This window comes from Enterobacter cloacae complex sp. OE43NF, from assembly GCF_023544405.1.
Taxonomy (GTDB): Bacteria; Pseudomonadota; Gammaproteobacteria; order Enterobacterales; family Enterobacteriaceae; genus Enterobacter; species Enterobacter cloacae.
Map to the genome: position 1 here is coordinate 1 of NZ_JAMJFW010000067.1, position 14,951 is coordinate 14,951.

A 14,951-nucleotide genomic window follows, 5' to 3' on the forward strand; every position below is an offset into this window, starting at 1 on the left:
CTAGCGCTCTGAGCGAACTGGCAAAACAGTTTTGGGAAAAACGAGGATAACGCTTTTCAGTATCTCGACAGGGATAACTTACTTTACCATCGGTTATCCCTTTTAGCCGCACAAATTTTAGCCATGGCTTTTCAGGAAGTCAGGGCTATCAGAATGGCCTTAGAAAGCCTAGTCAAAGAGCTGTCACGAGAACACCGTTAGCTTAGCGTACGATTTTTTCCGAATTCTGCGGTTCCCCCTTAGTGACCTGCAAATGCCAATCATGACCGGCGACGAGCTTTATATGGCAGTAAAAAAAAGCTCAGGTCCCAACACACAAACACCCTTTATTTTCATCAGCGCTTACTCCAGCGAGAGTCCAGTCGATGGGGTTGAGCTTCTTACAAAACCAGTCAGGCTTAACGATATACGCAAAAGTATCGAGAAAATATATTCAGATAGATAGATCGGACACAAAATCAAGGCCAGCATTGTATCCGTAAATGATTTTCCTGGGGGCAGTTTAGTGTAAGGCAACGATCCTAACCGCCCCCATAAAGAATGGCGGATGGTCATTCCTTTCAGCGACAATTATTACTTTTCCGGGTTGTGATAACATCTCCATGTCATTTTTAACAGGCTATTGCCGATGAAGAAAAAAAACAGCACCCCCACTCCCCACGATGCCACATTCAGGCAGTTCCTGACGCAACCGGATATTGCCCGGGAGTTCATGGAAATTCACCTGCCTGCAGAGCTGCGCACCGTCTGCGATCTCAGCACGCTCAAACTGGAATCCGGCTCGTTCGTTGAGGATGATCTCCGCCAGTATTTCAGTGACGTGCTCTACAGCCTGAAAACGACAACTGGGGAAGGCTATGTCCATGTACTCATTGAACACCAGTCGTCTCCGGATAAGCATATGGCCTTTCGTCTAATCCGGTATGCGGTAGCCGCGATGCAGCGTCATCTTGATTCCGGCCATAAAAAGTTGCCACTGGTGATACCGGTGCTGTTCTATACGGGGAAACGCACCCCGTATCCTTACTCCACCCGGTGGCTGGATGAGTTTGACGATCCGGCGCTGGCAGGCAAACTTTACAGCAGCGCTTTCCCTCTTGTAGACGTTACGGTCATCCCGGATGATGAAATCGCCGGACATCGCAGTATGGCTGCCCTGACCTTACTGCAGAAACACATTCATCAGCGGGACCTGGCTGAACTGGTTGATCGACTGGCCCCCATTTTACTGGCCGGATATCTCTCTTCATCACAGGTAATATCGCTGGTACACTATATTGTACAGGCAGGCGAAACAGCTGACGCCGAAGCCTTTGTACGCGAACTGGCACAGCGTGTGCCGCAACACGGAGACGCACTTATGACCATCGCACAACAGCTTGAACAAAAAGGTATCGAGAAGGGCAGAGCTGAAGGTCTGCAGCTCGGTGAACAGCGCGGTATTGAAAAAGGTCGTTCAGAAGGTGAGCGTCAGGCCACTCTGAAAATAGCCCGTACCATGCTGCAGAACGGTATCGACCGTAGCACCGTCATGAAAATGACTGGTCTGACGGAAGACGAACTGGCGCAGATCCGCCACTAATCACGTTTCCTGGCACTCCCTGTCTGGCCATCAGCGTACGCTTGTGGGGACAGGGAGAAATTCCCTTCAGATCCGCCTGCGACAGCACAGTCAAATACCCTGACATCCCCTCAGATGCTCTGTCGTCTTAATGCTGCACCGAAGCGGTTTTATGGCTTATAACTGCTGTCGTCATTATTACGGACATCGTCGTAATAACGTTCGTCATATTGCTGACGAAGTGCCTCCCGTTCACTGTCCGTATACCGGCCTTTCAGCTGGTTAAACTTCTCCCGCGTATAGTCGTATTGTTCCCGGTCACTCGGCACGATGATACTGTCACGATGATGCAGGTTGTGCGCAGCCACCGCATCGCCGGCAGCATATGCGAAACAGCCATCCCGGCTGAATTCGACACGCTCGCCTGATTTCCAGGCCACCATGTCAACGGCAATGCGCGTGTTGAGGTCACCGTCATCATACGGATTAATGACTTCAACGCGGTCTCCCCGATCAATGATGGCATCCTGCCCCTGGCGGGAATAGACAACCGCGCCGTCACGATGCAGGCGGGCCTCGTAACCATCTGCTTTGAGCAACGAAGTGTCATCTGCAGGTGCACAGTAAATAATATTTTCAGAGGCCTGCGGTGTCCGGTTTTTACGATTCTGTCGGTAAGACCAGCCACGCAACTGACTGAGCGCAGCCTGATCGCCGTGAAGCGCCTGTTGTTCGGTCCAGGCACGGTAGGTCAGCGGCCGCATCATGCCCTCGTCATACAACTTCTGGCGTTCTGCCTTCAGTGCAATACGCAGCGCTGCCATCGACTTCTCACGTTCAAACTCCACGATGTGGTACATGAGCTTACGCATATGCGCGTCTTTCTCGTTATCCCGGATATGGGTCTTCTGTTCTTTAAATGCAGCGGACACAGCCCGGAATCGTTCAGCGGCGTGAAGGTCAGGTTTTTTCCAGGCGTTGCGGTACTTCCCGTAGCGTTCGCGCAAATCGATACGGGCGTCAGCGCGTGCCTGCCGGCGCTTCGCACGGGCACCACGATCGCGGACATGCAGTTTGTCACTGTAAGGCGTCTGAACACTTTGCTTAACCATTTCCGCAGAACGTGGGGAGGGAACAAAGGTTCCCAGCGCAGGCTCAAGACGGGAAAGCGTCATACTAGGGTGAACCCGCGATGATTTAACGGCCAGTTTCTCATCGCCACACACATCACGCACGATCAATCCTTTGCCGGAAGTCTCTAACATTAAACCAGCATCATTCATGACCTGATGCAGTTTTTCCCATGACGCGTTCTTCTCTCGGAACATGGCATTAACAGGTTTACGAACATGCTGGACTGCAAAATGATGAAGAGACTCTTTATCAGAAAAGTGTTCAAGCTGTCGCGCTGAACGTGGTGCATTGCGGTACCCTTTTCTGGCCCGCACAATGTTGTTGTCAGCATCACGAACCCAGCTTCCGTTATCCACTTTAAATCCGTGCTTCAGTTCCAGTTCGCGGCAGGTACGCTGAAGTTTATCCGCGTCATTCCAGACATTAGCCGCACGATAAGAAACCGGGTGGACGCGGTTAGCCGCAACATGAACATGCAGATTATCCGTATCACGGTGAATCCCCGCAACATACTGGTTTTCTTCCATACCCAGGCGCTTGAGTGAGTATTTCACACTATCAAAAACCTGATCGTCAGAAGGATTTTCATCTTCCTGCCAGCTCAAAATATAGTGATAAACCGCATCCTTTACGTGCAGGTTCTGCATAGCAATGCTATTCATCTCCATTGCGGCTGTTTCAACCGACATCAGGTTATGCTGACAGATAACACCGTCAACAGAACAGCGGACGTCTCCTTCCGGACTCATGTCAGTTATCTGCTCGGTGATCGTTCCTTCGCTACGGTTCATGTAATCAACAAGGCGATCAAAAATGGCCTGGCGGGAACGTGACGGTCGCTGGAAACGCTGGTCTTCTTTCAGTTCGTCTTTTAACGGGACATCATCACGCACAGAAACGTACGCGACCAGCTGAACAAAGCTGGACTTCTTGTCGCGACGTTTGGGTGGAATGATGGCGTTCATGTCTAGTCGTTCTTTTGCTCTATCCTGAAAATGGCTGCCTTGATGGCCTGCAGTATCTCTGCGTACTCCTTACTGCCGACCCCGTTCCCTTCTTTAAAGAGGTGCTTCTGTAAACCGCCAAGACGTGAAAGCTCGTTAATGAGTTTGTGATCTGTCTGCGGGGCAATCTTCCTTCCTAACGCAGCCCTAAGCATAAATGCACCAATGCTGAGACCTGCATCCTCCGCCTTTTGACGTATCTCATCCCGCTCTTCCGGAAGACATCTTACCGGCGGAAGAGTGGCTGTTCTGTTACGTCGCTCACTCTTACTCATGACGCTAAATCTTCCTTTCGGTCCTACAGTTAGCACGGTATGGGGTGTCGGGGCTTCGCCCTGACCAGGAGTTTTGGATTGCTGCCACCGTGGTGGCGGTAATACAAAACATATCCTGTCCCGCTTTTGAACTCCTAAAATGAGTTTAGCAAATTTGCAATCTGTATGCCAGATGACAAAGGGAGTACGCAGAACAAGTTCCGGTATATTGATACTCATGTAGGGCAAATCATCGCCTGTATTTCAAAGAAAACGGGACAGGCTACTTTTCCTCTAACGCAAAGGGATTATGATTTCCGCAGCTGGTTATCCAAATTCTTACGCAGAATATTCTGCTCTGCTTGTAATGATTTTTTCGGTAGATACAATGAAAATTTTTCCGGTGGAGGATTCCAGAATGGTTACCAAAAAATCGAAGCTGTACAGCACAGCAGACATCGAATCTATTCGAGGTCAGCTGGCTGAACTCCCAGATGTGACGCAAGAAAGATTACAGAAACGAGATGTACTTGACTCCCTGAAAAGTGATATTGAGATGCTGATTAAAAACAAGGGGTACACACTCAGCGAAATCCTTGAACACCTTAAAAACTTTGGTTTTCATGACGTGACGCTTAAAGATTTAAAAGAGATTACTGAAGGAAAAAGAACACGTCAGAGAAAGCGGGTCTCTTCATCTACTGAGGATAAAACGCCAGTTCAGGCGTGAAACCTCCCCGCTGAAAGTTAAAAAAAACGGCTCTGCCATGAGTGCCGTTCGTTACTTTACATACTGTATCCCATGTAATATTCAAGCCAGAAACAGAAGTGTCGCCACTCCGGTCCGTTCATCGGTGGTACTCTCATTCGCTTACCCTTTGCAAGATCTTCGGCAAGCTGTAGAATGGATAATGACATAAGCAAACCTCACATTTTCTTTTGTCAACCTGCCGGATTGTGCTCGCAATCCGGCCCTTTTTTTCTCTGCTTTTTAACCCCCCTTTAGTGTTCCAGATTATTACCAGTCCCAGTGCTGAAGTTCCTCCACGATGGGTGCATCAGCCTGGAAATGAACCCAGTCATATCCTTCACATTCCAGCACTCTAAGATTTGATATGCAGCCGTCACTTACTCCAAAATTTTTCAGACGCACCTCCCATTCATCGGGAAGAGCACACAACCGAAATAACCAACCGTGAGCAGTACTGCTTATCCAGAACTCTCCGGATTCTTTCCAGTTGTTCCAGAGAAACTCAGGGATAATCTCTGAATCTTGATGGCTGACGTGGCCTGTACAGATCACCACTACCTTTACTGTTTCAATACCGGTTAATACCATTTCTTAATCTCCTTCCGGGGGAGTTTCTCCCCCGCTCCCGTCGATAATCAGTGCTAATTTATTGGTCCGATATAAGGCATAAAACCGTTGATAAAATCGAGGGAGAATGTGAAATCTCGCCAGATAAGATCACCACTGTTGTCACGCAGTTCAAGTTGAATGGCGTCAATAGAGTAGAAGTTAATTTTCAGATTAGGCAGGAGGCCAAGAGGGTATGCCTGAGACGCTACGGCGTTAATTTTCCGTGCATCAGAGTCAGGTAATTTTGCAGTTTCATTGAGTTCCATTTTTTACTCCTGCGCCAGTCGGGGCGCTACCGCGAAAAGCATCATTGCCTTTCGATGTGATCATTACACGTCTAATGAGCCATTTTATCAACTCATCAGGCGTATTTTTTAATTAATTTTGTTCAAATATGAACATTTAATGATGTCAGATATCTAACATAATGGCTTGAGTTTGGCCTTGTTGTAGGTGATCCGGTAGTCTTTGCACTTCCCGTTCTGCCGCAGGAACTCCAGCGAGACAACGTTAGCAGCGGCAAAATTGATGCACATAATGCTTTCCAGCGCCTCGAACAGGTCGGCCCCATTGGCAAGCGGAAACCACAGATCGTTGTCGCTACCGCTTAATTTTTCATGCAGACAGAAATGCACAGCACGCACGCCGCCAAATTCCGTAACCAGCACCGTATTGCTGGCGCGAATATCAGTTAGTGTTAACATTTTCCCCCCTGTCAGTATTGGCCCCCTCGCGGGGGCCGCCGTTTCAGTCAATCGCGCGGTAAATCAAACCGGCTTCGGCGTGCTGGTCGGCATATAATTTGAGCTTTTCCTGCTGGGTGATCAGCATGTCGCAGATGTGCTGATAGCCTTCTTCATGTGCGTGCCAGATCATGTGGTTCAGGGTGAACAGGGTCAGCACGATACCGGTAGCTTCTGCGGACAGTTCCCCTTCGAACCAGTTACCGCTAACCGATACCGTGAAGCGCTCTGCGCTCAGTGGGTACATGAAGCCGCTACCGCAAGACAGTTCGACGAACTCCCAGGAACCGCCTTTATAATCGGCGCAGAGAGAGCTTGCGTGGTTGTAGACACCGGCCTCACCTGTGAGATACCAGGCGCCGAACAGGCGTGGCAGAAAGGCCATGCGGCGGTTATTGGGGATAATGCGTGCAGTGATGGCGGGTTGATTCAGTTCAGTAGACATTTTCTGTACTCCTGCGCCAGTCGGGGCGCTACCGCGAAAAGCATCATTGCCTTTCGATGTGATCATTATACGTCTAATGAGCCATACCGATCAAGCAATAAATACATGCCCGGCATGATTTTCTCAGGCCGGGGAATACTTCCTTTCCCTGTTTATATTTCAGGCCGCAAATGCGGCCTGCCGTCTGGATTACACGCGAGGGGGTAACATCCCAGGATAGTGACTGGCGACCAGATTATTGATCTTCTCAACCAGATCCGGGCGTTTAAACGTAATGTGCGCGCTGCCCTTTTTGTAATATCGCACGCTGAAGTAATCACACTCGAACACCTTACCGTTGAACTGGTTTTCACTGAAAAAAGCATCCAGTTTGGCGCCGTCAGATACACGGTAATCAGGCACGTTACGCCCGTCCAGCACGTAGAACGGCCGCGCCAGATCGTCAATTTTGGTGTGCCCGTCTGAGCTGAAGCGCACCCAGCCACTGCGCCAGACATCGAGCAACGGCGCGATGATGATACGCTTGCCAAACATGCAGGGGTTATTGGTTTTATAATCCCACGACAGGGATTTAAAGATATCTATCAGACCTTGCGTGAAAGTATCCGCCTTGCTTGCGTTCAGGTGCCGGAACGTGCTCATAACGTTATCCAGCGTTATCGGCGGCATTTCTTTGCCTGCCACCTGCTGATCCCATTCCTGACGTTGCTTGTTGCTCATCAGCGTATACATGCCGGTTTCCGTCATCAGCCGATCCCAGATTTTTCCGTCGATAACGCGGGAAATAGCCATTTCGGCCTGGTCTGGCGTGGTGTCGCTCCATTTGATGGCGCTCTCTACGGCTTTGTCGTAGTCATACAGGTACTGACAGCCTCCGGCCTGCTGCATCAGATCGCGCGCTTTTCGCAGCTTGCCTATGCCGTCGAGATAGACGCGGATACCTTCATCCCGCAACGAGATAATGCGCTCAATAGCAATGGACGGGATCACGTCACCACCATGCTGGCAGGACATCAGATCGACCGACGGGAGAGTATTTTCAGATGACATTTCAGACTCCTGCGCCATGCGGGGCGCTACCGTTAGCGTTGAACAGGGCTGGCAATGCCAGCCCATCAATGATTATTTGCAGCTCTGGAGCAGTTTACTGACCTGCGCGGCCAGCGCATACGTGGATGAATACGGACCACTTAAACGACGGTTAGGGATTTCGTTGAGGGCATACAGGCACGCCTTCAGCAGCGCATCTTTCTGCGTGTCCAGTTCAGCTTTAAGCTGGGAAGGGGTCAGTGCTTTACTCATAATTTTTTACTCCTGCGCCAGTCGGGGCGCTACCGCGAAAAGCCTCATTGCCTTTCGATGTGATTATAATACGTCTAATGAGCCATGCATGGCAAGCATTATATGATTAATTTTCTTTGTTTTTCTCTTGACGCCTGTCCCTGAATATATTGCTTTTAGATCCAGCTGGCGGCACTTTGCCGGCATGGTGCAGAGGTCCAGGCATCAGACACTCACGATAGCCTGAACCCGCTGCGGGAACGGTGGGACTACCAGGGAATGACTGCAACTGACCTGAAATGAACAGGAAGGAAACGCTCTGAGGATATCTAAAGCAGGCTCACTGGAAAATACCGGGCCGAAATCAAATCAGAATGGTTCTGAATGCACGCCTGGACACGTCAAAGCGATAAATGCGAAGAAAAGGTGCAGCTTTTTTAAAGAAGCGCTCAGAGAGGCGTACAGCGCGTTTCAGGGCAATACAGGTTTAATGGCCGTATAGCCCCAGCAGGAGGCGGCCACCTTCTCAGTTTTCAGCCCCGGCCTGATAGCGGCTCAGCCCCTCACTGGATTCCAGTACCGATGTTCGGTACTGCGGTTCGCAATTGCACAAGCCCTTCAGCTTCTCTTCAGGAAGCACATTTTCGCGCCGGTGTTTTGCGCAGCTATTTCCAGAACGGCGGTAAGCCGGCATCGATGCAAAGGATGCACCAGACGGAATACGCGATGTCGCTTTCTCCGTTCACCCAGCGGCGCACCGTTCTGCCGTTAACACCAACATGTCGCGCAAGCCCCTCCTGACTCAGGTTAAGCACATTTTCCAGCAAATAGCGGAGTTCATCCCCCGTAGGCGGGGTCCATTTGTCAGCGGGACGGAAACAGCTTTCGCGGATCGCGCCCACGTTTAGTGGCACGGTATATTTATTGCCCATAGCAAGCCTCCAGAGCCGGCCGCACCACTGTGCGGCCGCGGTTGTCAAATCAGACCATGTTCAGCAAAAGAGAAAATATCGCAGCCGCCCACAATCAGGTGATCGAGGACTTTGACGTCAACCATCCCCAGCACCTGCGCCAGACGCTCGGTGATCAGCTTGTCAGCCTGACTGGGTTCAGTGAAAGCGGAAGGATGGTTATGCGCCAGTACCACGGTGGCGGCATTATGATGCAGGGCGCGTTGCAGGACGATACGCGGATGAACGGTGACACTGTTGATAGTTCCCTGAAACAGTTCTTCAAAGGCGATCACGCCATTCTGACTGTTCAGAAAGAACGCGCAGAATGATTCGCGTGGTTCTGCAGCAAGACGAAACCGCAGCAAGGAACGCGCGGCGTCTGCACCGGTAATAAAATCCGTGGTGGTAATTTTGCTGGCAATAATGGCATCCGCCTGGCGGATAATGTTGAGTTCTTCTGCTGAAAATTTCATATATTTCCCTTGGTAGGGGACCTGAGCACCTTGCCCGGCCACAAATATATATTAGGACATTTTGTCCTATATACAAATACAGCACCTTATAAAAAACCAGAATTAACGGGCTTTTATCAGGTCCGCAGCTGATCTTATTTCACTTTTTCAACCAGCTGCAGTGACGGATGCTCACCGGCCAGCAGTAACAGGAAATTGAATTCCCCGGTCTTGAGCTTCACGCCACGCTGTGCGACCTTCTCTTTGGTCTGCCATGACGCCGGCTTATAGCCAAACAGAGCTGCAATTTCAGCGTGTTTCAGCCCCAGCGCCAGACGCAGGCGGCGAACGTCTTCGGCCGTGGCGGGCTCTTTAACCATATCATCCGGGCTGAATGTCCTGTTCAGGCGGTAATCAGAATGCACGCCGGCGATCAGCATCAGCATGTTATATTCGCCCGGGCGAAGACTGGTCTTGTTGTACTGACTTAGGTCGTCGCTGATGGCTTCCTTACGCTGCCAGGCGCGCAGTTCATACCCCATGACGGCCCCTAATGCGGTTTCAGTCATGCCCATTTTTCCCCGGAGCATCTTCACCGTTTCCGGCTGCGGAACGACGCTAACCATCTTAATCATCACCCTTCTCCCAGAAGTCAGAATTCAGAAATATTTTCACCTGGCGCGTGCGGGGATAGTCCTGGAGTTTCAGTCCCTCTCGCGTGTCAGACAGGTACTGTGTTTCCTGCTGCACCTTATTGATTTTGCCATTCCATTTGCGGACCAGCGCCCGGTAACTCCCGTTCTCCAGCTGATAAACTTCAAACGTATACTTGCTCGAACCGCTCCAGCCTTCGTTGTAGTAGACCTGTTTCATAGGATCTGCCTCACCAATGCGCCCCGTAAACATGACATCCCGGCCGCAGTGCCTGACCCAGTAACCGCGGGGCATAGCCGGTTGCCGGTCGCTTATTTCCCGCCTGGGTAGCGTGCAGAAAGGCCATAAGCGCAGGTGACTTCCTGAGCTCAGGTTAATCTGGCATGACGTGTGGTGCAGGGAGCTGCGCTGCTGCCGCAGACAATGGTCACTGGTGATCACCAGTACGGCACGGGAAACGAACAGGGGGAATGATTGCATGGTTTTACTCCTTCGCCAGGCGGGGCGCTACCGAAAATGAGTTTTAACAATACGGCGAATGAGCCATATAATCAAGTTAAATTGCCGGCGGCAGAGTGTCTGCCGCTGTTGTAGGCACACCGCTGATCAGCACCACATTTTCCACATTAGGGCTGCCAGCGATGGCGCGGAAGTTCACCTTAGTCATCATCCGGGAACAGATGTTGGACGTTCTTGCGGGTTTCTTCCAGATTTTTGTCCTCCGGTGCGGCCGGTTCGGGAGTCACGGCGGTACTGTTTTCCGGCTCAGCGCCGCCTGCCGGCGGCACCATGTGGCTGCCACCGCCGGTGGCCTGCAGAAACGCCTCAACCAGACGCGCCATCTCTCCTGTATCCTGCTGCGGCAGCGTACTGCTAATGATCCGCTGAATATCCTGCATCGAAGTGCTCTCCGTCAGAAATTCAGCGATCAGGAACGGCAGGCGTTCGTCCTGTTTCATCAGCGCGGCACCACAGAGCATCATGGCGCGCATCGCGCGGCCACGCTCTTTCTGAGGCAGTTTCTCAAGAAAGCCGTCGGCTACCCGGTCTGCCGCATTGCGCTCCGGGTAGATATAAAACGAGCATTTACGGTTATCAGTCATACTCAACCCTTCATTGCCACCATACCCAGAACCAGATCGAACTGCGGATTATCACTGACGAAGAAACGATCGTCACTCACCCCCGTGGCCTGCCTCACTGCGCCGGCGACCAGACTGGCACCGCCCCCGACAACCATGACGTGCGTGAAGCCGGCAAAGCGGCCAACTGAATCGGTGACACGGTGCGTCAGGGCTTTTTCACGCTCATGCAGTACCTTCATCACCTGGGCTCGCTGGTCAGCATTCTGGAGGTAACGGGAAAGAAACGTTTCGTCATTTCGCGCCTGGATCAGACGGTCGGCAAAATATGAACTGGTACGGGTACTCACGCTGGCATCCAGTGCGTGTTTTACGGCCTCGGTGATGATGGATACGCCGGTTTTAGGATCGCAATACGTCTTGGTGAACCCGGACATTTTGCTGCGAACGTGCGCGATATCCAGCGTCGTTCCACCGATATCCACAATCAGCAGGGAGTCCAGATCGTCAAGATCCTTCAGTACACTGAAGCCTGCAGGGACCGACTCTGGCAGCACACTGACTTTACGCACGGTAAAGCTCTCACGCCCCTGAACGGTCACCGCGCGTTTCACGTTCGCTTTTTTCCGCTCGATGTTGGCCAAGTCAGGCTGATCGTTCTCATCCAGGTACTCGCCCAGCGGCAGCGTCACAACAATGTCAACCGGCTGCGGTTCAATGCCGGAGCGCATCAGCGCGTGGTGGATAGCGACAACGTTCACATCACTGTACTGATAGCGGGTTTCCGTGGTGCGCACGGCATCCGGGCTCAGCTGGTCAAAGCTGTATTTTTCCCCGTCAATTTCATAGTTGGCGGAAGCCGGCACCGTTGAATCATCCAGCCCCTGCAGTGTCATGGACCATTCCGGTTTAAAGCTGTTCGGACTGATCAACGTTTTCACTGCGCCTTCTTCCATCCAGGCCAGTTTGATGTTGGTGGAACCGTCGTCAACAAAAATACGCATTTCAAACCTCACATCATTTAGAAAAAAACCGTATCAATCAGGAAAAATAAAACACTCAAATGGATTATTACGCATCCAGGTTTGCGTGTAAAGACAAAAGGACGCACAAATATAGAAAAATACGGAAAAATACCGAACAAAAACCAACAAAAGACGGCCAGACCGTCCTGTTAACGGCCTGACAAAGAAACATTAAGGATTAATTTAGATTTATATGGAAATATAAGAATGGAATGAGGATTATCCCGGAAGTGTTAAATGACTGTCAGGAAGGCTGAATCGGACGCCATACTGACGCCAGACATCGAGTGCAAACACGCGTGTGTAGGTTTCAGTGGTTTCCAGCCGGGAATGCCCGGTGTAGGCCTGCACAACTTTCAGAGGAACCCCATGCTGGATCAGGTGCATACAGAAGCTATGCCGGAACGTGTGGCAGGTGACGGGGATACTAAAAGTGACAGAGTCACATTTTGCGAGGTCCAGCGCTTTCCTGATCCAGTTACGCGGCGTGTTATCACTATGCACCGGCCAGAGCAACTGCTGTTTGCCAATACGCAGGGTGGTCAGAAACTCACGCACCTTTCTGACATATTGAGGATCGGTCAGAGGAACAATATTGAACACCGCCTCATCCTTCCCCGGTCTCCCACGCCCGCGCTGACGCTGACGCTGACGCTGTTTAAGCGTCTTCAGCCGGACAAACGGCCGGGAACCGTCAAGCTGGCGCCGGTCAGCGCCAGCGCCTCATTAATGCGTGCGCCCGTGTTCCAGAGGGTGTCGAAAAGGACCTGCTGGCGCAGGTCAGGCACGTATCGCAGAAATAACGACACCTCCGGGGCCAGCAGGTATTTGGGTAAATCAGCCTGGCTGGCCATCTCCCGCAGCGCCAGTGCATCGGCATAATCGAAGTAGGCGTATGCCACGCGCCCGGTCCCGATGGCGTCGCTACGTGAATTCTGAGGAATTTGCAGGGGAAAAGTGTTCAATTTTTTAAAATCCGGTAATCAGCCGGCAGGAGGCTGAATTTTAGAGTTTTTTTTGCCGAAACCGGCTCATAGTAACCTGTAACTGAAGCCGGCACCGCGACTATTATCGTAAATCAGCTGGCCAGACTGACCAGCATCTTCACTGTACACCTTCATACGCCGGCCGTTAGTCAGCGAATCCATTTTCCGCCGTGCGTTGTTGTCGTCATAACGTACGGGCAGGCACGCACCTTTACTCGCGCTCTCACTTTCGACTCGGAACACCCGCACCCTGACAGCCTTCTTCCGCGCCTGGTCAGGATCTTCACCACTGACCACACCCGTCAGTTTCTGAAGCGTATCTGCCGGACTGCTGTACTCAGCCTGGCTGAGATAGCGGCCGTTCGGGGTTAACCAGAAATCCTGGCTGTCACTGACACGGTAGGTTTCACCGTGGCTGGCGATGCCTGATACGTTACAGAAGCGCCCATAATCGGTGGGTTGTCCGGGTAGCATACAGCAGCACCGGCAGAGCGGTGACGTATCCTTTTAGTTTCATATAATCTCCTGTTGAGGATGAACCATTTCAGCCGGCGGCCGGGATCCCGGATACGGGATAAAAGAGCCGATAACAGGGATGGACTTATTCATTACTGAGCCTCAGCACTTCGTGCTTCAGCTGCCGCAGCAGCCTGTCCTTGCTCATGGTCTTCATTGTTGGCCATTCCGCTTTCAGCGTGAGTGCAGCGGTGGCAAGCTGTATCGTCCGGGGCACAGCCTCACCGTCCTCATATTTTACCAAACTGGTACGGCTGATGCCGAGCTCTGCCGCGGCGCGTTCCTGGGTCCAGTTCAGGCCCCGTCGCCAAAGGATCAAGTCAAATCCGGTCAATTCGCCGCACTCCCATGCTCTGTCCGGGTGGATTAGTTGGCTATATTCCGGCTTTATTTACAGCCTTACAATGTTCATATTTGAACATTTTAAGGAATTTTAAAACAATAAATTCGCCGTATACACAACAGGAGACGCGATGGTTCTCAACGATTACGATGGACATCAGGAAGAATTTGAGGCGGTTAAACAGGCGCTGAAGGGCAAAATGGACTCGTCGTCTTTTTCACGCGCACTTCCTGTCTGATATCACGGCCCGTCAGAAACCCGGCGCCCAGCAGCAGCACAAACAGCATGCCTGGCGTCTTCATGTTGCTTCTTCCTGTCCCTTTTCACCTGCCCTGTATAACCCTGCCGGGCTTCACACATCAGACCGGCTGATAATTTCCCCCCCTTATCTTTTCACCCTGCGACTTTTGCGCCCGCAACCACCGGAAAATACCTTTTCGCCGGCGCCGCGATTGCGGAAAAAACGTAAATACCGGAAAAAGCGAAATCAACAGGGAGAGGAAGGCAGGGGAACGGTCGCGTGGCTGCCGGCGCGGGCACCATATCTTTTGCCGTTTCCAGCTGACGGAGCCACTACATATAGCGGGTAATGACTCCAACTTACTGATAGTGTTTTATGTTCAGATAATGCCCGATGACTTTGTCATGCAGCTCCACCGATTTTGAGAACGACAGTGACTTCCTGCCCAGCCTTGCCAGATGTTGCCTCAGATTCAGGTTATGCCGCTCAATGCGCTGCGTATATCGCTTGCTGATAACGTGCAGTTCTCCCTTCAGGCGTGATTCATAAAGCGGCCAGCCATCCGTCATCCATACCACGACCTCAAAGGCCGACAGCAGGCCCGGAAGACGCTCCAGCGTGGCCAGCGTGCGTTCACCGAATACGTGCGCCACAACCGTCCTCCGTATCCTGTCATACGCGTAAAACAGCCAGCGCTGACGTGATTTAGCACCGACGTAGCCCCACTGTTCGTCCATTTCAGCGCAGACAATCACATCACTGCCCGGTTGTATGCGTGAGTTTACCGACTGCAGCCTGAGTTTTTTAAGTGTCGTAAAACCGTGTTGAGGCCAACGCCCATAATGCGTGCACTGGCGCGACATCCGACGCCATTCATAGCCATATCAATGATTTTCTGATGCGTACCGGGTTGAGAA

Annotated in this window: 21 protein-coding genes and 1 pseudogene; 2 read left to right on the plus strand and 20 right to left on the minus strand. The window is 51.6% G+C overall.

Translation table 11 applies throughout. The features are described 5' to 3' along the window. The first annotated feature begins 628 nt into the window (after positions 1–628). Complete coding sequence (locus M8370_RS21210) at positions 629–1,582, plus strand: Rpn family recombination-promoting nuclease/putative transposase (protein WP_064357932.1); 954 nt, start codon at positions 629–631, stop codon at positions 1,580–1,582. A gap of 149 nt (positions 1,583–1,731) precedes the next feature. Here M8370_RS21210 and traI read toward each other — a convergent pair whose 3' ends face one another. Both traI and mobA read right to left on the minus strand, forming a co-directional pair. Beyond that, complete coding sequence (gene traI, locus M8370_RS21215) at positions 1,732–3,660, minus strand: TraI/MobA(P) family conjugative relaxase (RefSeq protein WP_064357930.1); 1,929 nt, start codon at positions 3,658–3,660, stop codon at positions 1,732–1,734. 2 nt (positions 3,661–3,662) lie between these two features. Beyond that, positions 3,663–3,974: a plasmid mobilization protein MobA gene (gene mobA / locus M8370_RS21220; RefSeq protein ID WP_016162079.1), complete on the minus strand. Its 312-nt coding sequence runs from the start codon at positions 3,972–3,974 to the stop codon at positions 3,663–3,665. 289 nt (positions 3,975–4,263) lie between these two features. On the opposite strand from mobA, the gene M8370_RS21225 reads away from it, so the two are divergent. Continuing rightward, positions 4,264–4,683 (plus strand): MobC, encoded by a 420-nt coding sequence (locus M8370_RS21225; protein ID WP_233093419.1) that lies wholly within the window; start codon positions 4,264–4,266, stop codon positions 4,681–4,683. A 288-nt stretch (positions 4,684–4,971) separates the two neighbouring features. Here the strand turns inward: M8370_RS21225 and M8370_RS21230 are convergent, their stop codons facing one another. The 18 genes and pseudogenes from M8370_RS21230 to M8370_RS21305 all read right to left on the minus strand — a co-directional run. Continuing rightward, positions 4,972–5,292, minus strand: a complete 321-nt coding sequence (locus M8370_RS21230; RefSeq protein ID WP_196385328.1) for a DUF5983 family protein — start codon at positions 5,290–5,292, stop codon at positions 4,972–4,974. 53 nt (positions 5,293–5,345) lie between these two features. Next, positions 5,346–5,579 carry a hypothetical protein gene (locus M8370_RS21235; RefSeq protein WP_196385329.1) on the minus strand — a complete coding sequence of 78 codons (234 nt, stop codon included), beginning with the start codon at positions 5,577–5,579 and terminating at the stop codon, positions 5,346–5,348. 153 nt (positions 5,580–5,732) lie between these two features. Next, a complete protein-coding gene (locus M8370_RS21240; protein WP_077138894.1) occupies positions 5,733–6,017 on the minus strand; it encodes a hypothetical protein in 285 nt (94 codons plus the stop codon). Positions 6,018–6,060: 43 nt separating this feature from the next. Next, a complete protein-coding gene (locus M8370_RS21245) occupies positions 6,061–6,501 on the minus strand; it encodes an antirestriction protein (protein WP_196385330.1) in 441 nt (146 codons plus the stop codon). Positions 6,502–6,690: 189 nt separating this feature from the next. Then, positions 6,691–7,551 (minus strand): DUF4942 domain-containing protein, encoded by an 861-nt coding sequence (locus M8370_RS21250; protein WP_196385331.1) that lies wholly within the window; start codon positions 7,549–7,551, stop codon positions 6,691–6,693. Positions 7,552–7,623: 72 nt separating this feature from the next. Next, complete coding sequence (locus M8370_RS21255; RefSeq protein WP_023285836.1) at positions 7,624–7,803, minus strand: hypothetical protein; 180 nt, start codon at positions 7,801–7,803, stop codon at positions 7,624–7,626. A gap of 644 nt (positions 7,804–8,447) precedes the next feature. Then, complete coding sequence (locus tag M8370_RS21260; RefSeq protein ID WP_250021687.1) at positions 8,448–8,714, minus strand: helix-turn-helix domain-containing protein; 267 nt, start codon at positions 8,712–8,714, stop codon at positions 8,448–8,450. Between the two features lie 44 nt (positions 8,715–8,758). Continuing rightward, positions 8,759–9,208 (minus strand): JAB domain-containing protein, encoded by a 450-nt coding sequence (locus M8370_RS21265; RefSeq protein ID WP_196385332.1) that lies wholly within the window; start codon positions 9,206–9,208, stop codon positions 8,759–8,761. Positions 9,209–9,342: 134 nt separating this feature from the next. Beyond that, complete coding sequence (locus M8370_RS21270; protein WP_196385333.1) at positions 9,343–9,822, minus strand: helix-turn-helix domain-containing protein; 480 nt, start codon at positions 9,820–9,822, stop codon at positions 9,343–9,345. Then, a complete protein-coding gene (locus tag M8370_RS21275; RefSeq protein WP_250021688.1) occupies positions 9,815–10,321 on the minus strand; it encodes a hypothetical protein in 507 nt (168 codons plus the stop codon). The genes M8370_RS21270 and M8370_RS21275 overlap by 8 nt, the downstream gene beginning before the upstream one ends. Before the next feature lie 179 nt (positions 10,322–10,500). Next, complete coding sequence (locus M8370_RS21280) at positions 10,501–10,944, minus strand: plasmid partitioning/stability family protein (RefSeq protein ID WP_196385334.1); 444 nt, start codon at positions 10,942–10,944, stop codon at positions 10,501–10,503. 2 nt (positions 10,945–10,946) lie between these two features. Continuing rightward, entirely contained in the window at positions 10,947–11,927 is a 981-nt protein-coding gene (locus M8370_RS21285; protein WP_196385335.1) for a plasmid segregation protein ParM, read from the minus strand. A gap of 240 nt (positions 11,928–12,167) precedes the next feature. Continuing rightward, positions 12,168–12,551, minus strand: a complete 384-nt coding sequence (locus M8370_RS23680; protein WP_502799572.1) for a tyrosine-type recombinase/integrase — start codon at positions 12,549–12,551, stop codon at positions 12,168–12,170. 65 nt (positions 12,552–12,616) lie between these two features. Next, a complete protein-coding gene (locus M8370_RS23685; protein WP_502799573.1) occupies positions 12,617–12,913 on the minus strand; it encodes a hypothetical protein in 297 nt (98 codons plus the stop codon). A gap of 66 nt (positions 12,914–12,979) precedes the next feature. Then, the gene (locus M8370_RS21295; RefSeq protein ID WP_223226984.1) at positions 12,980–13,408 is read right to left on the minus strand and encodes a hypothetical protein; all 429 of its coding nucleotides are present in this window, start codon (positions 13,406–13,408) and stop codon (positions 12,980–12,982) included. A gap of 127 nt (positions 13,409–13,535) precedes the next feature. After that, positions 13,536–13,784: a helix-turn-helix domain-containing protein gene (locus M8370_RS21300; protein WP_064357924.1), complete on the minus strand. Its 249-nt coding sequence runs from the start codon at positions 13,782–13,784 to the stop codon at positions 13,536–13,538. 185 nt (positions 13,785–13,969) lie between these two features. Beyond that, on the minus strand, positions 13,970–14,095 hold the full coding sequence (locus M8370_RS23480) for a hypothetical protein (protein ID WP_255874637.1): 126 nt from the start codon (positions 14,093–14,095) through the stop codon (positions 13,970–13,972). Positions 14,096–14,393: 298 nt separating this feature from the next. Further along, a pseudogene (locus M8370_RS21305) lies at positions 14,394–14,951 on the minus strand (IS1 family transposase); the annotation flags it as partial.

What these genes read in the sequence shown, in the direction of transcription:
- M8370_RS21285 (WP_196385335.1), bottom strand. Translation starts at nt 11,927, where the DNA reads ATGCGTATTTTTGTTGACGACGGTTCCACCAACATCAAACTGGCCTGG.
- M8370_RS21275 (WP_250021688.1), bottom strand. Translation starts at nt 10,321, where the DNA reads ATGCAATCATTCCCCCTGTTCGTTTCCCGTGCCGTACTGGTGATCACC.
- M8370_RS21265 (WP_196385332.1), bottom strand. Translation starts at nt 9,208, where the DNA reads ATGAAATTTTCAGCAGAAGAACTCAACATTATCCGCCAGGCGGATGCC.
- M8370_RS21235 (WP_196385329.1), bottom strand. Translation starts at nt 5,579, where the DNA reads ATGGAACTCAATGAAACTGCAAAATTACCTGACTCTGATGCACGGAAA.
- M8370_RS21245 (WP_196385330.1), bottom strand. Translation starts at nt 6,501, where the DNA reads ATGTCTACTGAACTGAATCAACCCGCCATCACTGCACGCATTATCCCC.
- M8370_RS21210 (WP_064357932.1), top strand. Translation starts at nt 629, where the DNA reads ATGAAGAAAAAAAACAGCACCCCCACTCCCCACGATGCCACATTCAGG.
- M8370_RS21250 (WP_196385331.1), bottom strand. Translation starts at nt 7,551, where the DNA reads ATGTCATCTGAAAATACTCTCCCGTCGGTCGATCTGATGTCCTGCCAG.
- M8370_RS21270 (WP_196385333.1), bottom strand. Translation starts at nt 9,822, where the DNA reads ATGATTAAGATGGTTAGCGTCGTTCCGCAGCCGGAAACGGTGAAGATG.
- traI (WP_064357930.1), bottom strand. Translation starts at nt 3,660, where the DNA reads ATGAACGCCATCATTCCACCCAAACGTCGCGACAAGAAGTCCAGCTTT.
- mobA (WP_016162079.1), bottom strand. Translation starts at nt 3,974, where the DNA reads ATGAGTAAGAGTGAGCGACGTAACAGAACAGCCACTCTTCCGCCGGTA.
- M8370_RS21295 (WP_223226984.1), bottom strand. Translation starts at nt 13,408, where the DNA reads ATGCTACCCGGACAACCCACCGATTATGGGCGCTTCTGTAACGTATCA.
- M8370_RS21280 (WP_196385334.1), bottom strand. Translation starts at nt 10,944, where the DNA reads ATGACTGATAACCGTAAATGCTCGTTTTATATCTACCCGGAGCGCAAT.
- M8370_RS21240 (WP_077138894.1), bottom strand. Translation starts at nt 6,017, where the DNA reads ATGTTAACACTAACTGATATTCGCGCCAGCAATACGGTGCTGGTTACG.
- M8370_RS21255 (WP_023285836.1), bottom strand. Translation starts at nt 7,803, where the DNA reads ATGAGTAAAGCACTGACCCCTTCCCAGCTTAAAGCTGAACTGGACACG.
- M8370_RS21225 (WP_233093419.1), top strand. Translation starts at nt 4,264, where the DNA reads ATGATTTCCGCAGCTGGTTATCCAAATTCTTACGCAGAATATTCTGCT.
- M8370_RS23480 (WP_255874637.1), bottom strand. Translation starts at nt 14,095, where the DNA reads ATGAAGACGCCAGGCATGCTGTTTGTGCTGCTGCTGGGCGCCGGGTTT.
- M8370_RS21230 (WP_196385328.1), bottom strand. Translation starts at nt 5,292, where the DNA reads ATGGTATTAACCGGTATTGAAACAGTAAAGGTAGTGGTGATCTGTACA.
- M8370_RS21260 (WP_250021687.1), bottom strand. Translation starts at nt 8,714, where the DNA reads ATGGGCAATAAATATACCGTGCCACTAAACGTGGGCGCGATCCGCGAA.